Here is a 15,723-nt window from a genome sequence, read left to right as displayed (position 1 = left end):
TATTGTACTAAAAATCATGAGCGAATCCTAATGTTTAGTTCTAGACTTTGAATTTCTTTATTCCATCGTTCATAATCATACATAAATGTTAATTCTTTCCAATCCAACATGCTGATTTCTTGAATGTCTATAATAATCTCAGCAAGTTCACGACTAAGCATACCTAGTTCTTTTCCTTCGACCAGCTTTTTTTTGTACCGATTAAAAGCTGGATCTAATTGTTCAATTTGTGCATAAATTTCATGGATAGAGCCATATTGTTGAATAAGAGGCAGTGCGGCTTTTTCTCCTACACCAGGAACGCCCGGAATATTGTCAGATTTGTCACCAAGCAATGCTTTTACGTCCACCCATTGACGAGGATGAATATTGTATTCTTCTTGAAAGTGCTTAAAGCCATAAACAAGATCTCCCACCTGCTTTTTAGCAATAATTTGTGAAATATGTTGATCTAGGAGCTGAAGCAAGTCTCGGTCGTTGCTGTAAATATATCCTGGGCTTTGCTTTTCTTTGCTCCACTTATTTGCCAGTGCGCCGATTAAATCATCTGCTTCATAAGAAGACAATGACATTTGATAAATCCCGACGGTGTCAAAAAACTGCTTTAACGTTTCGTACTGCTGAATCAGCGGCTCAGGCAGCTCTGCTCTTGTTTGCTTATATAGGGCGTATGTATCTTTACGTTTTGTATCCTCGCGCTTAACATCCCAAGCGACGAAAATATGGGTTGGCTCATATTGGTGAATCAATGCATGCATTTTTTGAATCGTTACTCTCAGGGCATTCGTAAATTGGCCCTTACTGTTTCTTGTCAACGCTGCTTCATCTCTGCCATAAGAAGTAGCAAAATAACAGCGGCTTAATAAATTAAATCCATCAATTACTAATAGTGTTTCGTTCACATGGTCACGTCCTTTGAAAACTTTGCTCCTTTCGCTTTTAGAGCAAACATACTATAGCACTTGTTCTTTGCACGCGTCAATGAAGGGCACAAAGCTCAAAACACGCCCATTTTTTTCTCTCAATGTAAATGTAGTATAAAGATGTTAAATTGTTGTTATGATTTATTCGTTTGACTTTTAGAACTTTTGACTATCCTATAAAATGAGGATGAAAGATCAATCCTACAAATGAAGGTGAAAAAAGTGAATAAAAACACGATGATTAAAACATTAAAAGTTATATCTGTTGTGTCGCTTCTCGCTTTGTTATTTATCATTGCTTATGATCGTTCCATGTCTACATCCATGATTATTTTGTTCAGTTCGCTCATTTTCTTTGTATTTGTACTTAGCGACTTTTTTTTCGATCGCAAGCCATGGGGATTAAAAGGCCTTCAATTATATATATCACTGATGTTATTCATCATTGCCATTTTTGAAATGCATCAAGTTGTCAGTTCACTTTGCGTTATTTCCATTATGGCTCTACCAAAAGTTATTGACGAATTAGCTTAAGTGTGAATGATAAATGATAAAATCCATGATCACAATGATCATGGATTTTATTACGTTTTGAGTAATTTTTCAGAGATGCGAAGAGCTTCTTCTATGCCAAATTTACGCACTAAACTGATGGCTTCCTTTATTTCTCGTTTTTTCAAATCATGGGTCGGATTTAAATTTAACAACACTTGAATAACAACTAAATCCCGCATCGTAAACATCATATTCTTTTTCATATCTCGCTGAAATGTATACTGCTCTTTTAAGAGCCGGTCACTTATTGCTAACACTTTCGACTCCGGAAGATGTAGCTGCGCTCCTGCTTCTTGACAAGACCACAATTTTTTCACTCGATCTTCAGCATTCATATTTGCGACTCGTGCATATGTAATATCGCTGTTTTCTTGACGAATCTCTATCTCTTTTAACGTTGGCTTTAGCACCGTTTTTCGCTTGGAGGCTTTGTTCTTATCAACTCCTGTATCCCTGGGGCTTCTGCCGTGAACGGTGTAAATGTCGTATTCATTTTCTCTTTTTACATCTTGTTTATTGTATTTTGGAAAATAACCATTTACAAGCATCGTTCTTAGCATATCCAATTCTTTTTTTAATCCATGAACTTCAATATATCCAACAGTATAAATCTCTTTGTGAAATTTTTTTGTGTTGCTAACGCCTTTTCCTGCAACGTGAGCTCTTATTCTTTCTAATAGAGAGCCTGTCGTTGTTCCGATATACAAAAGCCTGCCGGGTTTATCGAAGAAAAAATAAATGCCGGGAGCGGAAGGCAATTGTCCTATTTCTGCTGTACTTAGCAGCTTCTGCAGTACCTGTATGACTGCTAAATCAATTTTCGCTGTCATTATTTTTGATAACCTTTTAACATTTCTTCATACACTTTTAGATGCGTATACACAGTTTGAAGAAGGGGTACGTGTATAGACGATTTTTCAGCTAATGTCAGCAAATATCCTTGAAGGTGGTCTCCTTCAATTTGAGAACTTTTTTCCATATCACGCTGCATCGATGACTTCATGTCATACGTCATTTTGTCCATCGTATTCATATGCTGTTCAATAATCCCTTCAGCTAATGGTGCATCGTATGCCATCATAATATTTTCAACTTCTTTAAAAAGCTCTTGTACGAATTGACGTCCTCCTTTTGCCGCTAGCACTGGGCCAACAGGTGCGCGCATAAGAGTGGTCATGCCTGACATAACCGTAATAAATAAATACTTATGCCACATATCCTGTTCAATATATGAACTTTTTACAAACGAAGCTTTTGTACCACTGAACGCTTGCTCAATCAGTTGTAATCTTTCTGTTTCCTTCTGCTTAAATTCACCAAATACAAGTCTGTGAGCAGGACTCGTCTGGACGACATCTCCATCTTTGTTTAACGTCGTCTCAATAAAGCACAGTCCCCCAATGACTTTTTCTTCCCCAAAAGCTTCTTGTAAAGGACCCACGTGAGCCATACCGTTTAACAATGGTACGACAACTGTCTGATTCCCTATAAAAGGACGCACGTCCTCAATTGCTTGTTTAAGATGATAAGCCTTAGTTGTGAACAAAATAACATCATAAGGCTCTTTCATCTCAGATTTTGTAATAGCTTGTACAGGTGAAGTGAAGTCACCGTGTATGCTCTTGATAACAAGTCCATTTTGTTCCAGCTCTTTTTTTCGGCGATCTCTGACAAGGAAAGTCACATCCTCTCCTTTTTCCACAAGCCTGCCTCCAAAGTAACCTCCAACGCCGCCTGCGCCTAAAACTAATATTCGCATAACTTTTGCTCCCCTTTTTCTTTTTCTTTTATTGTAGCACAGCTAGTTTGAAATTTTATAATATTCTTATTTCATTGTGTATTTTGAGTTTTTTACAAAAGATAGCCATAGCGCTTTTAAAGTTGTTATAATGAATACAAAAAAGCATAAAAATTTACTCTTAGATATTTATCCCCTCTTGGATATACTATTTACCAATCGGTAATCGGAAAAGTTTCGATTTAAACAATGTTATTTACATAGGAGAGACTGAAATGAAAACAGAAATCTACATTTTATCTGGGTTTTTAGGCAGTGGAAAAACAACGTTACTTAAACAGCTGCTTCAGCAAGAAAAAGATCGTAATCGCAACATTGCTGTTGTGATGAATGAGCTTGGCCAAGTTTCGATTGACTCAAATGAAGTAGAAAAAGACACGCCGTTAAAAGAATTGCTAAACGGCTGCGTGTGCTGTACTATTCAAGGTCAATTTGAAACTCAGCTTCATTCACTTCTACAGGAGAACACATTGGATGCTATCTATATAGAAACAACCGGAGTTGCACATCCCATTGAAGTGTTGGATGCCTGTATGTCTCCTCTTTTTGCACATCAAGTCACGATTAAAAGTATTATCACTACACTCGATGCAACAAGGTGGAAAGAACGTGGGTCCTTAAGCATTCAACTTCAAAAACTTCTTCAAGAACAAGTAAAACATGGGGATGTAATTTTATTAAATAAAACGGACATGCTGTCTGAGGCGGAAAAGTCTTCCCTGCTTTTTGAGGTTCAATCAATTAACGCTCGTGCAATAACATTATTAACGACATTTTCCCGCGTGAAGCTTGACCTGATTCAAAAAGCTCAGCTGTCTCAAAAACAGCCGCACGAGAAGGCTCATGTTGAAGATCATCTTCATTTGAAAACATTTGTATATGAGTTTACAAAAAAAGTGGATCTTGAATTATTTGAAAATTGGCTGCGCCAAATGCCAGATACCATCTATCGTATTAAAGGCTATATGCGCTTTACTCATTCGGATGATACGTATTCGTTTCAATATTCATACGGCATGCCTCTATATATGAAAGAAATGATGAAGCTGCCCACCACTCTTGTCTTTATAGGGGAAAACCTCGACCACGCTCAGATGAAACAAGAATTATTTAATCTTGAACAGCAGTCCAATTAAAAATCCCGCCTAGAGCGGGATTTTTTTATTACTTATAAACAGGCATTTTGTACTCTGCGCAAAATTTCATATGCACGATTTCCGGCTAACTCTGTCAATTCTTCAAATTTTTCATCTCTTTTCAAATCAAGTTCAATAATTTCTTTTGCCAGCTCAATAATCTCTTCTTTTTTCAATTGTTGCACAGCCATTTAAAACGCCCTTCCCTTTTAGAATTTATGTATATTCTCACATTTATTTTCTATTCATCATTTTGAAAGCAAGTGATTAACCACAAGGCTTTATCCTGTATGGTTAACCACTTGGGATCGAGTTAATCATTAGTTTATAGGACTCTTTTCCCTATTTCATTATTTATGTCACTTTTTCTCACATAGTAATTCAAAAATATAACATATATATGTTAGAATGTATTACATGTTATAAATTTTTGTATTTTTTTCCTTTATAATAATAACATACTACTACGTACTCAGGGGTGAGGGAGATTGTCTACGAATGAAGCGTCATATCGAGATAAAAAAGTCATGTCTATTGGGATTGTAAAAGAATTAACCGGTTTATCAGAAAGGCAAATTCGCTACTACGAGAAAAGAAGCCTGCTCTTTCCGGACCGAACCAATACGGGTATCCGGAAATATTCGTTTTCAGACGTCGAACGATTAATGGATATTGCCGATCGCATAGAAGAAGGAGTTCAAACGAGTGAAATACGCACAGAACTGGCCAAAAAAGATGAAGCGAGAAAAATGAAAGAAGTAAAAAACCAAATGCTTCAAGGTCAGTTGAACGCTCATTTCAAGCGGAAGCTATAAAGTATACATACGGTGACTTTCCCGTCTCCGTTTTTATTTCTTTACGGCAGACAAAAAAGCGCATATCTAAAGATATCCGCTTTTTTGTCCGTTAAGCTGAGCGCCCTTTAAAGAATTTCGGCTGATGAGAACTCATGAACTTAGTTTTAGATAAAATGAACATAACCGATCCGCCCCAAATGAACAAAAAGGCAATCATCTCTACGCTAGAAAACGGTTCATGATAGACGAACACTCCTAATAAAAGCGTCATGGTAGGAGCGATGTACTGTAAAAAACCGACCATCGATAGCGGAATAAGCGGCGCTCCTTTAGCAAAATACAGTAGTGGCATAGCTGTAGCGACACCGCCGCCAATTAAAAGAGCGCTCAGATCAAGCGACTGAAGAGAAAAACTTGAAGATCCTTTCACTAAAAGAAAGATAAAATAAATAACAGCAATAGGTGCAACCATCATCGTTTCAATCGTTAATCCTACTTTTGCTTCTAATTGAATAGTCTTTTTTACAAGACCGTACAAACCAAAGCTAAACGCTAAGCTTAATGATACCCATGGGATATGCCCGTATGTAACTGTCATAACGATAACACCTATAGCAGCCAATCCAACAGAAGCACCCTGCCAAAAATTAAGCTTCTCTTTTAAAACGACTATACCAAGCAAAATACTAACGAGCGGGTTGATGTAGTAACCTAAACTTGTTTCAATAATATGATTATGGTTAACCGCCCAAATGTAAACGAACCAGTTGATGCTGATCAGCACTGAAGCCACAAATAAAATGACCGCTTGTTTCGTATTACGAAATAATAAACCAAGCGTCTTCTTTAAAGCACTCATTTGCTTTGTCACAAGCAAAAGTAAAAGCATAAAAACAAATGACCATATGACACGGTGAGCGAGTATTTCATTCGCATTCACTTCGCCAAGAAGCTTCCAGTAAAGCGGAAAAAGCCCCCACATAACGTAAGCGCTGGCTGTATAAACAATACCTGCTCGTTTAGAATCTTGATTCATTTCTCAACCTCTTTTCTTTATCTCTCTGTCTCTTATCATTATAGATGCATTTACCTCTTTTTTATAGCTTTATTTTGCCTATCGAAATAGCTCATAAAAAAAACGATCGCTTTTAGCTCGACCGTTTTTTATACCTTATTTTTTAGGCTGTTTAAATACTTTGGCACTGCGAATATACTCTACATCCTGTACATTTTCTCGCGCGTTAGCGATTCGAGCCGCAGCAAAGAAATAATCGGATAAACGATTTAAATACTGAAGCACCGCCGCATTAATTTTATACTCACGCTGCACGCCAACAACAAGCCGTTCTGCTCGGCGTGTAATCGTCCGGCAAATATGAAGCGTTGTCGCTGCAGGTGTGCCTCCAGGTAAAATAAAACGCTCAATGGCCGGCGCTTCTGACATATAGACATCAATGCGCTTTTCAAGTACTGATATCATGTCGTTTGTTACTTTGTACGGATGATCATCTTTTGCAAATGCTAAATCACTTCCACAGTCAAAAAGCTCATGTTGAATCGTAATTAGCTCTTCTTTTACATCTTTTAATGTTGCTTCATCCAGCTGATAAATCGCTTGACCTACAAAGCCATTTAGCTCATCAATCGTACCGTATGCTTCCACTCGAATATCATCTTTATTTACTCGTCCTCCAATTAAGCTTGTCTGCCCTTTGTCCCCTGTTTTTGTGTAAATGTTCATTGTATTTCCTCCTTCAATCGATTAGCAATTCCGTACCAAATGTGATCTACTTTCCGGGCATGTGCCGCTAAATGCTGATACGCATACCCGCACTCATCTCTCCACTGCCGCTCTGTTGGATCTAAAGGAACAATCCCTTTGCCGACTTCAGTTCCAATCACTATTAACTGTTCCCATACACCGCTGTCTCTCCACTTCTGTATTAACTTTTTAACAACAAGATGCGGAGACTCCAGCTCGCTATGTATTAATTCCTTAACATAGTGCTCAAATCCTTCTAGTACTATGTAACTTTCTTCAAACTCAAACGCTGGTAAAACGGGGTCTTCATACAAACAATGCCATTTTATCGACTCACTGGCATAATGCTGCTTCACCCATTTTCTTTTGCCGGTAAATGCACCGCCGAATACGAAATGCATGCTCTTCTCTCCTTTGCCTGTTTGTATGTACACGCTACTGAAAAACCTTCTCCGTAAGAAAAAGAAACATCCCAAAGCGACGCTGTCTGTTTAAAATGAGATGCAAGTAAACGCAGTGGTCCGCCGTGTGAAACAATAGCAATGTGATGCAATTGCTGACTGGCCGCCAAATCGACCGCTTCTTCCCACGCTGCCCAAACTCGTTTTGAAAAGCCTGGGAAGCTTTCACCATTCGGAGGCGTACGTTCTGTCCAGTGATCAATCCAATCTCTATACGCCCGTATGTTTTTTAAATCTTCATACGTCTTCTCTTCCCAATCTCCAAAATGCAGCTCACGCCAATTTTTACTTTTAACCACCTGAGATTTAGGAAAAACAACTGAACTTGTTTCTAGCGCTCTTTTTAAGTCACTGGAAATAACGAGCTGAGGTTCTAGAAAAAGCTCTTTTAATTCATTTTTCCCTTCTGTACTTAAAGGCGGATCACTCCACCCTATATATTTTTTCTGTTGATTTTCAAGCGTCATGCCGTGACGAATACATGTGATAACCAAAGAATTATCCATAAAAACGTTTCTCCTCCTTCAATGGTTGCCCCTATAACATCTCCTGTTACGCCACCAAACTGCGAACGATAAAACCGTATCCACAGCCATAAAAACCCGGCAAAGAAAAGAATAATGAATTTATTGTCCATAAAAACAGCGAAAATAGCAACTAAGAATAGGCTCATGATGATAAATCCATAAATAGACCGTTTGGTGACTCCTTTTTGAAAATAAGCAGCCAGACCCGTATCTTTAGCGGGCTTATCTCTCATCAACAAAAAGGCTGCTCCAATTCTTGGAAGTGTAAAGACTACTAAACATGCCCAAATTGATAAAGAAGAAAGAGACGCTAATTCATAGATCGCACTAAAACGCAGCAGAAGCAGAACCATAAGAGAAAGAATAGCAAAAGACCCAACGTGCGGATCACTTAAAATCTGCAGTTTTTTTTCCTTTGACTGATGAGAAAAATACGCATCGCTTACGTCCATCCAGCCGTCTAAATGAAGACCGCCCGTTAAGATAAGCGGTAAAAGCAAAACTAAAATACTACCAACAATCGTAGTGATAGGTGAAGACTGAAGCAGCTGTAAAAAGCTATAAAACATCAAGCCTAGTAACATACCAATCCACGGCAGCACAAAAAGTGAGCGTGCCGTTCTTTTTTCAGTCCATTGAACGGTTTTAGCCAGTGGTAAGATCGTAAAAAACTGGAGAGAAATTCGTAGTATGGCTATCCATTCTTTCATATATCTACACATTCCTTTCCTTTTTTAAAACGATAGATTCCCGCTTCTGCACAAATAGCCACATCTGCTTTTTCTACAATATACTGATGTAATTTCCCTAACATCTTCATATAACTATATGTGGGCTCTTCTAATACGCCCGCTTCAAATAGTTCATTAGATACTAGCACAACCGTCTGAGACTGCGCAAACAGCTTATCGAGCGTTTCTGTCATATGACGAAAAACCGCTTGTTTCCCTTCTTTTGTTTGCCACCTTTTTTCTGTTAAAAAAAGCTCATTGGCAAGCCAGTTCGTGACACAATCCAAAAGTATAGCATCATCACTTTGAAGATTCGGCAGAATTTTTTGTAAATCTACAGACTGTTCGATCGTTATCCAAGGCGTGTTCGCTACTTGGCGTTCTGTTTGATGAAGCTGGATGCGTTTTTGCATTTCCTTATCTGTTTGCCTGCTTGTGGCAATATAAACAGCGCGCTTTGTACAAAAAGTTTGAACCATATTCTCCGCTGCACGTGATTTTCCGCTTCGAACGCCTCCGCTAATAAAGATGATCATATTTCATCAAGTCCTTGTTTGATTACGTTAAGTAAATAGTCATTTTCTTCTTTCGTTTTCACAGCCAAACGGATATAGCGGCCATTTAAAAATGGGAAGTTTTCAGTATGACGAGCTACCACGCCATGGCTTGCTAAATAGACAAGCCATTCGCGCGTTTTAATAGAAGACGGAACACTGCAAAGATAATAGTTTGTCTGAGAAGGAGAAACCAAAAGCCCCCATTCTTTTAGTTGACTCAAGATCCGTTCCCGTTCTTGTTTAATATAATGTACGGTTTCTTTTACAAAATCTTTTTCATCCACACATATCATGCCTACTTGCTGCGACAATCCATTTACACTCCAAGGAGGCTGCTTTTTAGACATCTTGCTGATGATTTTTTCATTTGCCAAAATATAGCCAAGACGAAGCCCGGCAATATTAAACATCTTTGTCATGGAACGCACAACAATGATATGTTCATAATCCAGAATAAGAGAATCAAATGAAGGCTGATATTCGACAAAATCAATAAATGCCTCATCAATCATTAAGTATGTACCATGATGAGCAGCAGCTTTTACTACTTTCATCCATTCCTCATGACTATACATAACGCCCGTTGGATTATTTGGATGGCAAATCCACAGTACTTTTATGTCCGGAAGAATGCTCATAATCAACTCTATATCCCAGCTCCAGCCATTTTCTTCAGCTAAAGGAATGTATGTCACTTCACATCCATAAGCTTTACTTGCCTGTTCATATTCAACGAAAGTCGGCTGTACAATCCCTGCTTTCTCTCCTGAAAATAACGAAGCAATAAGGAAAAACGCTTCAGCGGCACCATTTGTAGGCAACACTTGAGCAGCTGAAACATGATGATGAGCTGCAAGTTTATTTTTCAGCTTCGTTACTTGAGGATCAGGATAACTAAACGCTGCATCCTTGAATTCGTTCCACTTTTCGTGAAGCACAAGGGGAGCCCCTAAAGGATTTGTGTTCACGCTAAAGTCTTTTATATGCGACAAATTCTCGGCCCCTATTGCTTTTAAAAAGACAGTAGGATTAGCTCCATGTGTAGGTAATAGCACTAATAACTCCTCCTAACAAAAAATATAATAACCACGTAGCATAGACCGTCCTTTTCATAATGAAAACAGCTTGTTCAATATGACCGGCTTGCAGGGGAATGAGTGGTTCACCCATTTTTGCACGATTAGATTCTATGCCTTTATATGTATTAAGTCCGCCGAGTTGAATACCTAACAGAGCCGCCACTGCGCTTTCCCCGTATCCGCTATTTGGACTTGGATGCTTCTTAGCATCACGCTTAATCAAACTCGTTACATGCCCAAGAGAATACTGGCTTTTTGCTACATTAACAGCCGTCATCACCACTGCAGTTAACCGACTTGGAATATAGTTTAATACGTCATCGGTTTTTGCACTAAAGTAGCCGAACAGAAAGTAGCGGTCATTTTTGTACCCAACCATCGAATCACATGTGTTAATAGCCCGGTAAAAAAATGCTAGGGCTCCTCCTCCTATAAATGCATAAAAAAGCGGAGCTGTAATACCATCACTTGTATTTTCAGCCACGGTCTCTACCGTCGCTCTGGCAATTTCTCCTTCTGACAAACGATCTGTATCTCGTCCCACAATCATGCTTACTTCATATCTAGCTTTCTCCATATCTCCTAGCTGAAGCGGCTTTTGTACCTTATAGGCAGCTTCGCTTAAAGAACGAGTGGATATAGTAGTCGCAATCATTACGCCCTCTACTAAAACACCTGCTATAAAATGAACTCCGTACAAAGCATGGAGGAACAAAAAGGGAACAACTCCTGCGAGCACAGCCATACTTATCACAAGAAGCAATCCTTTGAATCGTTTTCCTGCACCTGTATTTAATCTGGAATCCATCCAATAAATCCATTTGCCAAACCAGCGAACGGGATGCGGCCAATTTTCGGGGTCACCTATAATTCGGTCAATTAGTAAAGCAATCGTCATGGCCGTCATGTGTGCAATTATCGCTTGTGTAATACTCATTTCTTCACCTCTTTCCCTTAAGTCCCTGCTCTAAGCTTATTTTCACCAGCTTGGCTACCGCTTGCCCTAAAGCGGTCATAGAGCCTGCATATTCATATAATGCTCCTTGCTGAGACGCTGCAACTGAGATGCTGTCCGTAGATGTTCCCGTAGCAATCGTCTTTGTAGCCGGATCTATGACACCCAGCTGTGACAGCGTTTTTGTTTTGGCTTCTGTGGCCGCGATAAAAAGCTGTAAAAACGCAGCATCCGTAAGCGTACCTTCCACGAAAAAAAACATATTAATTGTACCGGGAGAGGAATAGAACGGGACAGCTTCATCAGCTGTAATATCTACTGCATTTCCTACTCCAGCCGTTATCACGGAAGCTACTCTTACTCCGTAGCCTTCATAACAGTAAACCGCTCTTTCTTTTAACCAAACGGCTGTCATCAACCCTACGATTTGCTCATGGCGCACATTTTCTTTCATCAAATATTGCTCATACTCCAAAGAAGGAGTATCTGAATAATAGTCTTTGTGAACAAATCGATTGTAAAAGGTGTCCGTTTCCGTAATGCCTGTTCCTAAAACCCCTGAGCTGTATGTTTTATAAGAAGTCTCGGTTTTCATGATTAAAAGCTCAGGCCGTTCTTCAATTTTAAGATGTGAAAAGGGACCAATCCCCTTTTCAATTCGAACTGGAATATGGTCCCTCTTCTTATTTATTGTACACCTCAGGGTATACTGCTTTTGCTAAGTCCTCTAAGCCATCTACAATACGAGGTCCTAAGCGATTGATTTTGTTTTGATCAACCTTCTCGATGTTACCCTCTTTTACAGCAGTCATGCTGCTCCAAGCGGGACGCTTCATAATCTCATTTTTGTCTGCATCATACGTTGCGATAATAACGTCAGGGTTTAACTTAACAACTTGCTCTTCAGAAAACTTAACCCAACCCTTTTCACTAGCTGCTACGTTATCCGCACCGATCATAGTAAGCATTTCGTTCATGAACGTACCTTTTCCTGTTGTATAAATCTCAGGAGCTCCTGATACCTCTATCCATACTTTTTTACGATCTTCTTTTGAAATCGTTTTTGCTTTTTTCTCAATTGAAGCTACTTTTTCTTTCATGTCTTTAATTGTTTGATTAGCTTCTTTTGTTTTACCTGTTAATTTACCGATTTGCGTAATAGAATCATAAACCGTATCAAACGTTGTTGAATCTTTTACAACAAATACCGGAATACCCGCACTTTCAATTTGTTTAAATACTTCATCCGAAACGCCCATACTTGAAGCGTGTGCCAGCACTAAATCAGGATTTAAAGCAATAACTTTTTCCGCATTAACGTTCATATCTCCTACCTGCGCTTTTTTCTTTACGCTTTTAGGATAATCATCGTTGCTTGTAACACCGACTAATTCTTTTTCAAGGCCAAGGGCATATACAATCTCCGTATTACTTGGCATTAAGGAAACAATTTTCTTAGGCTGTTTTTTCAACGTGATTTCTTTATCACGCGCGTCTTTTACCTTCACTGGAAATGCAGCTTGTGACGTTTGTTCCGTATCTTGCTTCGTTTTTTTATCACTGTTGCTTTGGTTGCCTGCACCGCATGCAGCAAGTACGATGACTAACAGTGCAATAATGGAATACGAAAGCCATTTTTTCATCTAAATACTCCCCCTATATATTGTTCATTGTGAATACGAAACCTCCACGTTAAAGAAAAAGCAAATGATCATGCAAAAAGCAGCGCTATCCCGTTTTTCCGCTTTGACTATGTATACTGCTCGCAGGTAGCTTCAAAATAAAAAAGCTTTACTTTCAATTGAAAGCAAAGCAGGTAACGTCAAGATAAGCAGGAAAAGAATCCGTTCACTATACTTGATATGTATGTTCATTACCCTGCTTCACCCTTCCTCGAAGGTTTCACAGCTAACAATAAGGCAGGTCTCCTGACTTACGCACAGAGCGCTTACAGTGGCGGGACCGCGCTGGTTTTTCACCAGACTTCCCTTTTCACTCAATCTTTAAATTGAGACCTTATTGCTTTACGATTATTCACTTGTCCTAGTATACCCCACTCATGGAAAAATGGAAATAGCCATTCTCACAAAAAAAGCTGCGAGAATGCTCTCGCAGCTTAAGGAATTAAAGAGTTGCTAAAAATTCACGGACCGCTTCAGGCGTTTTAGCATTTGCACTGTGCAAGTGTGCAATTTTTTCACCGTTTTTATATACAAGAAGAGAAGGAATACCCATTACATTGTTTTCAGCAGAAAGTTCTTCAAACTCATCCTTATCAATTTTAAACCATGCTTTATCTGTATTTTCGTCAACGATTTCATCAATGAACATATCCAAACGTTTGCAATCAGGACACCACGTTGTCGTAAAAATCCCAACGCTTAGTGTTTCGTTCTTAATTTGTTCGCGAAATTGTTTTTCTTCCGTAAATTGTTTCATTATGTTACCTCCAACATCTATTCGTTCCTTCTCCCTATTCTATGGTAAGAAGTCTGACTTCATTATAAACGATTTTTTTATCATTGTGCTAATGTTTCAGCTTATTTAGACCATAACGGTTTTAGACGTAAAAAAATGCTAGCTTAAAAAAGCTAACATTTCGAAATCGCAGAATGTTGTGTCTATTATCAGCTAAACCATTTAGGCGGCATGTTTCGGTTCCAATAAATTTTCCCTAAATCATAATGCTTCTGAAAATTATCTGCAGCCGCATGATAGTGAAAATTAAACCAGTATCCATCTTTTGGAGGATTTTCACGCCGTACATGAAATCGTATTAAGTCCTGACCGGTTTCCCGGTCATATACATGGAAAATCTTTTCACCGTAGCCAGCAGCAGGGTGCTCGCTTATCTCGAGATTCTGAATCGACTGTTCACGTTCAGTGCCAATGTCGGTCAGCACTTCTTCAATTTTAGGTAACACTGCTAGACGAAATTCATCTTCAATGACAGGTCCAATTTTTGTTCCGAATTTTTCCACTGACTGTTTTTCAGCTGATTCCATTGCATACGTAACAAATGATGAAACGTCTTCATATTTTGGTTCTTCATATGGCAAATGAATATCTTCTATAACAGCTGTGACAGGAGTTGTTTCTCTTACATACCCTGCTTTATGTTGCTTGTCCGCTTTTGCATCATCAACGTATAAATATTCTGGTGGAGTGACAAGCCCAAATGTAAATACTGTAATAAATACAATTAGCATTCTTTTTATCCATCTAGGCATTCGTATCTTTCCTTTCTCATCTTTTCCCATATGGTCTTTTCATATCGTAAAATTCATTGTTATAACTCACTAGGTATTGTAACATACTTATTAATTTTTTACCTATATTTGCTTATTCATTTATGCTGCCTACGGGCATTCGAAGACTTTTTAGTTAGCACCTTCCTTCTTCTATTTGAGGTTGTCACACCGAGCGGAAACCTATACAAGATATTCCTTTTTTGCTGGATGCTTAAACACAAAAGTATTTTTATGTTCAAAAATATATCATACTTTTATGAACTTTAGATGAAATTCATAAAAAAAACTTCCAAAACTTTTTAATTCCTAAAAGGTTTTGGAAGTCTTTTCAATGATCGGGATTCATTTTACTTTTTTGTTTATTATTGTATATCAATTGTCCCGTAATGAAATTTTGATGTTTTTCGTTTTTGTACGGTAAATCCATGTTCTTCAAAACGACTGCTTTTCCAATGATCTTTTAGCACGATCTTTTGTTTGGCTACTCTTTTTGCTTCTTGTATAGCCATTGGCGTCAGCGTAGTATACAGTGCTATTGCTTTAATACCGTTAATTCCATTCGATTCATCAATTTGCTCTTGAAACATAGGATCAAAGTAGACAACATCAAAAGAATTATCTTCACAACACGCCAAAAACGATTCAAAATTTTGATGAACCACGTTTATACGCTTCATTGCATCGTTCAACTCTTGTACGTCACTTTCCCAATTTAAAAGTCCTTGTTTGACTAAATAAGCTACATAGCGGTTGCCTTCTAGTCCGACAACTTTCCCGCTTTTCCCTACCGCTGCGCTCGCCATCATACTATCCGATGCAAGACCAAGTGTACAGTCAAGCACGCTCATTCCTTTTTCTAAACCAGCAGCTTTAATAAACGGATCACGTTCTCCTCGCAGCCATCTCTTTACTCTAAACATAGCGGAATTTGGATGAAAAAAAATAGGTTCCTCTTCATTTTGGACATGCAATTCTACTCTATTCTTACCGACAACCAGCACGTCTGCAGCTTGAAGATTTTGAAGATCTGCAACGGATTTCTTCTCTCTTACTACAAAAGGTATACTTAAATCAGCGGCTACTTGTTTGGCTTTTACAGTCATCTGTTCATTTGTTCGACCAGCAGTCGTAACAATCACTTTCATAACTCCCCCTACACTGTTTGGCTATTTACATAAAGAAAAAGGATGC

20 protein-coding genes and 1 riboswitch are annotated in these 15,723 nt (G+C 38.5%); of the genes, 3 read left to right on the top strand and 17 right to left on the bottom strand.

Annotated features, from left to right (window positions below; all coding sequences use genetic code 11):
* Nucleotides 1-14: 14 nt before the first annotated feature.
* A complete protein-coding gene (locus ACFX4E_RS15740) occupies nt 15-902 on the bottom strand; it encodes a 5'-3' exonuclease (RefSeq protein ID WP_263034266.1) in 888 nt (295 codons plus the stop codon).
* A 243-nt stretch (nt 903-1,145) separates the two neighbouring features.
* On the opposite strand from ACFX4E_RS15740, the gene ACFX4E_RS15735 reads away from it, so the two are divergent.
* Nucleotides 1,146-1,457, top strand: coding sequence for a hypothetical protein (locus ACFX4E_RS15735; protein WP_016763842.1), 312 nt, complete (start codon nt 1,146-1,148; stop codon nt 1,455-1,457).
* 50 nt (nt 1,458-1,507) lie between these two features.
* Here the strand turns inward: ACFX4E_RS15735 and ACFX4E_RS15730 are convergent, their stop codons facing one another.
* Together ACFX4E_RS15730 and panE are read right to left on the bottom strand one after the other, a co-directional pair.
* On the bottom strand, nt 1,508-2,308 hold the full coding sequence (locus ACFX4E_RS15730; protein ID WP_377258680.1) for a GIY-YIG nuclease family protein: 801 nt from the start codon (nt 2,306-2,308) through the stop codon (nt 1,508-1,510).
* Entirely contained in the window at nt 2,308-3,237 is a 930-nt protein-coding gene (gene panE / locus ACFX4E_RS15725) for a 2-dehydropantoate 2-reductase (RefSeq protein ID WP_136789412.1), read from the bottom strand. The genes ACFX4E_RS15730 and panE overlap by 1 nt, the downstream gene beginning before the upstream one ends.
* 254 nt (nt 3,238-3,491) lie before the next feature.
* Between panE and ACFX4E_RS15720 the strand changes: the two genes are divergently transcribed.
* Nucleotides 3,492-4,412, top strand: a complete 921-nt coding sequence (locus ACFX4E_RS15720) for a CobW family GTP-binding protein (protein ID WP_098249895.1) — start codon at nt 3,492-3,494, stop codon at nt 4,410-4,412.
* A 32-nt stretch (nt 4,413-4,444) separates the two neighbouring features.
* Here the strand turns inward: ACFX4E_RS15720 and ACFX4E_RS15715 are convergent, their stop codons facing one another.
* Nucleotides 4,445-4,603, bottom strand: coding sequence for a hypothetical protein (locus ACFX4E_RS15715; RefSeq protein WP_013056708.1), 159 nt, complete (start codon nt 4,601-4,603; stop codon nt 4,445-4,447).
* Nucleotides 4,604-4,900: 297 nt separating this feature from the next.
* Between ACFX4E_RS15715 and ACFX4E_RS15710 the strand changes: the two genes are divergently transcribed.
* Nucleotides 4,901-5,227 (top strand): MerR family transcriptional regulator, encoded by a 327-nt coding sequence (locus ACFX4E_RS15710; RefSeq protein ID WP_013082852.1) that lies wholly within the window; start codon nt 4,901-4,903, stop codon nt 5,225-5,227.
* A gap of 91 nt (nt 5,228-5,318) precedes the next feature.
* Here ACFX4E_RS15710 and rarD read toward each other — a convergent pair whose 3' ends face one another.
* The 13 genes from rarD to ACFX4E_RS15645 form a co-directional block, all read right to left on the bottom strand.
* Entirely contained in the window at nt 5,319-6,245 is a 927-nt protein-coding gene (gene rarD / locus ACFX4E_RS15705) for an EamA family transporter RarD (RefSeq protein WP_013056706.1), read from the bottom strand.
* Nucleotides 6,246-6,380: 135 nt separating this feature from the next.
* Nucleotides 6,381-6,950: a cob(I)yrinic acid a,c-diamide adenosyltransferase gene (locus ACFX4E_RS15700; protein WP_060747415.1), complete on the bottom strand. Its 570-nt coding sequence runs from the start codon at nt 6,948-6,950 to the stop codon at nt 6,381-6,383.
* A complete protein-coding gene (locus ACFX4E_RS15695; RefSeq protein WP_028408792.1) occupies nt 6,947-7,372 on the bottom strand; it encodes a bifunctional adenosylcobinamide kinase/adenosylcobinamide-phosphate guanylyltransferase in 426 nt (141 codons plus the stop codon). Before ACFX4E_RS15695 ends, ACFX4E_RS15700 begins: the two co-directional genes overlap by 4 nt.
* Complete coding sequence (locus ACFX4E_RS15690) at nt 7,324-7,938, bottom strand: histidine phosphatase family protein (RefSeq protein WP_028408793.1); 615 nt, start codon at nt 7,936-7,938, stop codon at nt 7,324-7,326. The genes ACFX4E_RS15695 and ACFX4E_RS15690 overlap by 49 nt, the downstream gene beginning before the upstream one ends.
* A complete protein-coding gene (cobS, locus tag ACFX4E_RS15685) occupies nt 7,896-8,669 on the bottom strand; it encodes an adenosylcobinamide-GDP ribazoletransferase (protein WP_028408794.1) in 774 nt (257 codons plus the stop codon). Before cobS ends, ACFX4E_RS15690 begins: the two co-directional genes overlap by 43 nt.
* Complete coding sequence (locus tag ACFX4E_RS15680) at nt 8,666-9,226, bottom strand: bifunctional adenosylcobinamide kinase/adenosylcobinamide-phosphate guanylyltransferase (RefSeq protein ID WP_377238021.1); 561 nt, start codon at nt 9,224-9,226, stop codon at nt 8,666-8,668. The genes cobS and ACFX4E_RS15680 overlap by 4 nt, the downstream gene beginning before the upstream one ends.
* On the bottom strand, nt 9,223-10,302 hold the full coding sequence (gene cobD, locus ACFX4E_RS15675; RefSeq protein ID WP_028408796.1) for a threonine-phosphate decarboxylase CobD: 1,080 nt from the start codon (nt 10,300-10,302) through the stop codon (nt 9,223-9,225). The genes ACFX4E_RS15680 and cobD overlap by 4 nt, the downstream gene beginning before the upstream one ends.
* Nucleotides 10,277-11,263, bottom strand: a complete 987-nt coding sequence (gene cbiB, locus ACFX4E_RS15670; RefSeq protein WP_028408797.1) for an adenosylcobinamide-phosphate synthase CbiB — start codon at nt 11,261-11,263, stop codon at nt 10,277-10,279. Before cbiB ends, cobD begins: the two co-directional genes overlap by 26 nt.
* A 4-nt stretch (nt 11,264-11,267) precedes the next feature.
* Nucleotides 11,268-11,876, bottom strand: a complete 609-nt coding sequence (locus ACFX4E_RS15665; protein ID WP_028408798.1) for an adenosylcobinamide amidohydrolase — start codon at nt 11,874-11,876, stop codon at nt 11,268-11,270.
* An 88-nt stretch (nt 11,877-11,964) separates the two neighbouring features.
* Complete coding sequence (locus tag ACFX4E_RS15660; protein WP_028408799.1) at nt 11,965-12,924, bottom strand: ABC transporter substrate-binding protein; 960 nt, start codon at nt 12,922-12,924, stop codon at nt 11,965-11,967.
* 258 nt (nt 12,925-13,182) lie between these two features.
* Nucleotides 13,183-13,315: riboswitch (cobalamin riboswitch) on the bottom strand.
* Between the two features lie 90 nt (nt 13,316-13,405).
* Nucleotides 13,406-13,720 carry a thioredoxin family protein gene (locus tag ACFX4E_RS15655; RefSeq protein ID WP_013056696.1) on the bottom strand — a complete coding sequence of 105 codons (315 nt, stop codon included), beginning with the start codon at nt 13,718-13,720 and terminating at the stop codon, nt 13,406-13,408.
* Between the two features lie 188 nt (nt 13,721-13,908).
* Nucleotides 13,909-14,511: a YpjP family protein gene (locus tag ACFX4E_RS15650; RefSeq protein ID WP_028408800.1), complete on the bottom strand. Its 603-nt coding sequence runs from the start codon at nt 14,509-14,511 to the stop codon at nt 13,909-13,911.
* A 383-nt stretch (nt 14,512-14,894) separates the two neighbouring features.
* Nucleotides 14,895-15,671 carry a class I SAM-dependent methyltransferase gene (locus ACFX4E_RS15645; RefSeq protein ID WP_377258734.1) on the bottom strand — a complete coding sequence of 259 codons (777 nt, stop codon included), beginning with the start codon at nt 15,669-15,671 and terminating at the stop codon, nt 14,895-14,897.
* Between the last annotated feature and the right edge of the window lie 52 nt (nt 15,672-15,723).

Source organism: Priestia sp. YIM B13491, assembly GCF_042787605.1.
GTDB classification, from domain to species: Bacteria; Bacillota; Bacilli; order Bacillales; family Bacillaceae_H; genus Priestia; species Priestia megaterium_E.
This window is presented reverse-complemented; position numbering and strand designations above follow the sequence as displayed.

Coding starts and splice junctions, on each gene's coding strand:
- ACFX4E_RS15730 (WP_377258680.1), bottom strand. CDS start 2,308: ATGACAGCGAAAATTGATTTAGCAGTCATACAGGTACTGCAGAAGCTG.
- panE (WP_136789412.1), bottom strand. CDS start 3,237: ATGCGAATATTAGTTTTAGGCGCAGGCGGCGTTGGAGGTTACTTTGGA.
- ACFX4E_RS15720 (WP_098249895.1), top strand. CDS start 3,492: ATGAAAACAGAAATCTACATTTTATCTGGGTTTTTAGGCAGTGGAAAA.
- ACFX4E_RS15715 (WP_013056708.1), bottom strand. CDS start 4,603: ATGGCTGTGCAACAATTGAAAAAAGAAGAGATTATTGAGCTGGCAAAA.
- rarD (WP_013056706.1), bottom strand. CDS start 6,245: ATGAATCAAGATTCTAAACGAGCAGGTATTGTTTATACAGCCAGCGCT.
- ACFX4E_RS15700 (WP_060747415.1), bottom strand. CDS start 6,950: ATGAACATTTACACAAAAACAGGGGACAAAGGGCAGACAAGCTTAATT.
- ACFX4E_RS15695 (WP_028408792.1), bottom strand. CDS start 7,372: ATGCATTTCGTATTCGGCGGTGCATTTACCGGCAAAAGAAAATGGGTG.
- ACFX4E_RS15690 (WP_028408793.1), bottom strand. CDS start 7,938: ATGGATAATTCTTTGGTTATCACATGTATTCGTCACGGCATGACGCTT.
- cobS (WP_028408794.1), bottom strand. CDS start 8,669: ATGAAAGAATGGATAGCCATACTACGAATTTCTCTCCAGTTTTTTACG.
- ACFX4E_RS15680 (WP_377238021.1), bottom strand. CDS start 9,226: ATGATCATCTTTATTAGCGGAGGCGTTCGAAGCGGAAAATCACGTGCA.
- cbiB (WP_028408797.1), bottom strand. CDS start 11,263: ATGAGTATTACACAAGCGATAATTGCACACATGACGGCCATGACGATT.
- ACFX4E_RS15665 (WP_028408798.1), bottom strand. CDS start 11,876: ATGAAAACCGAGACTTCTTATAAAACATACAGCTCAGGGGTTTTAGGA.
- ACFX4E_RS15660 (WP_028408799.1), bottom strand. CDS start 12,924: ATGAAAAAATGGCTTTCGTATTCCATTATTGCACTGTTAGTCATCGTA.
- ACFX4E_RS15655 (WP_013056696.1), bottom strand. CDS start 13,720: ATGAAACAATTTACGGAAGAAAAACAATTTCGCGAACAAATTAAGAAC.
- ACFX4E_RS15650 (WP_028408800.1), bottom strand. CDS start 14,511: ATGCCTAGATGGATAAAAAGAATGCTAATTGTATTTATTACAGTATTT.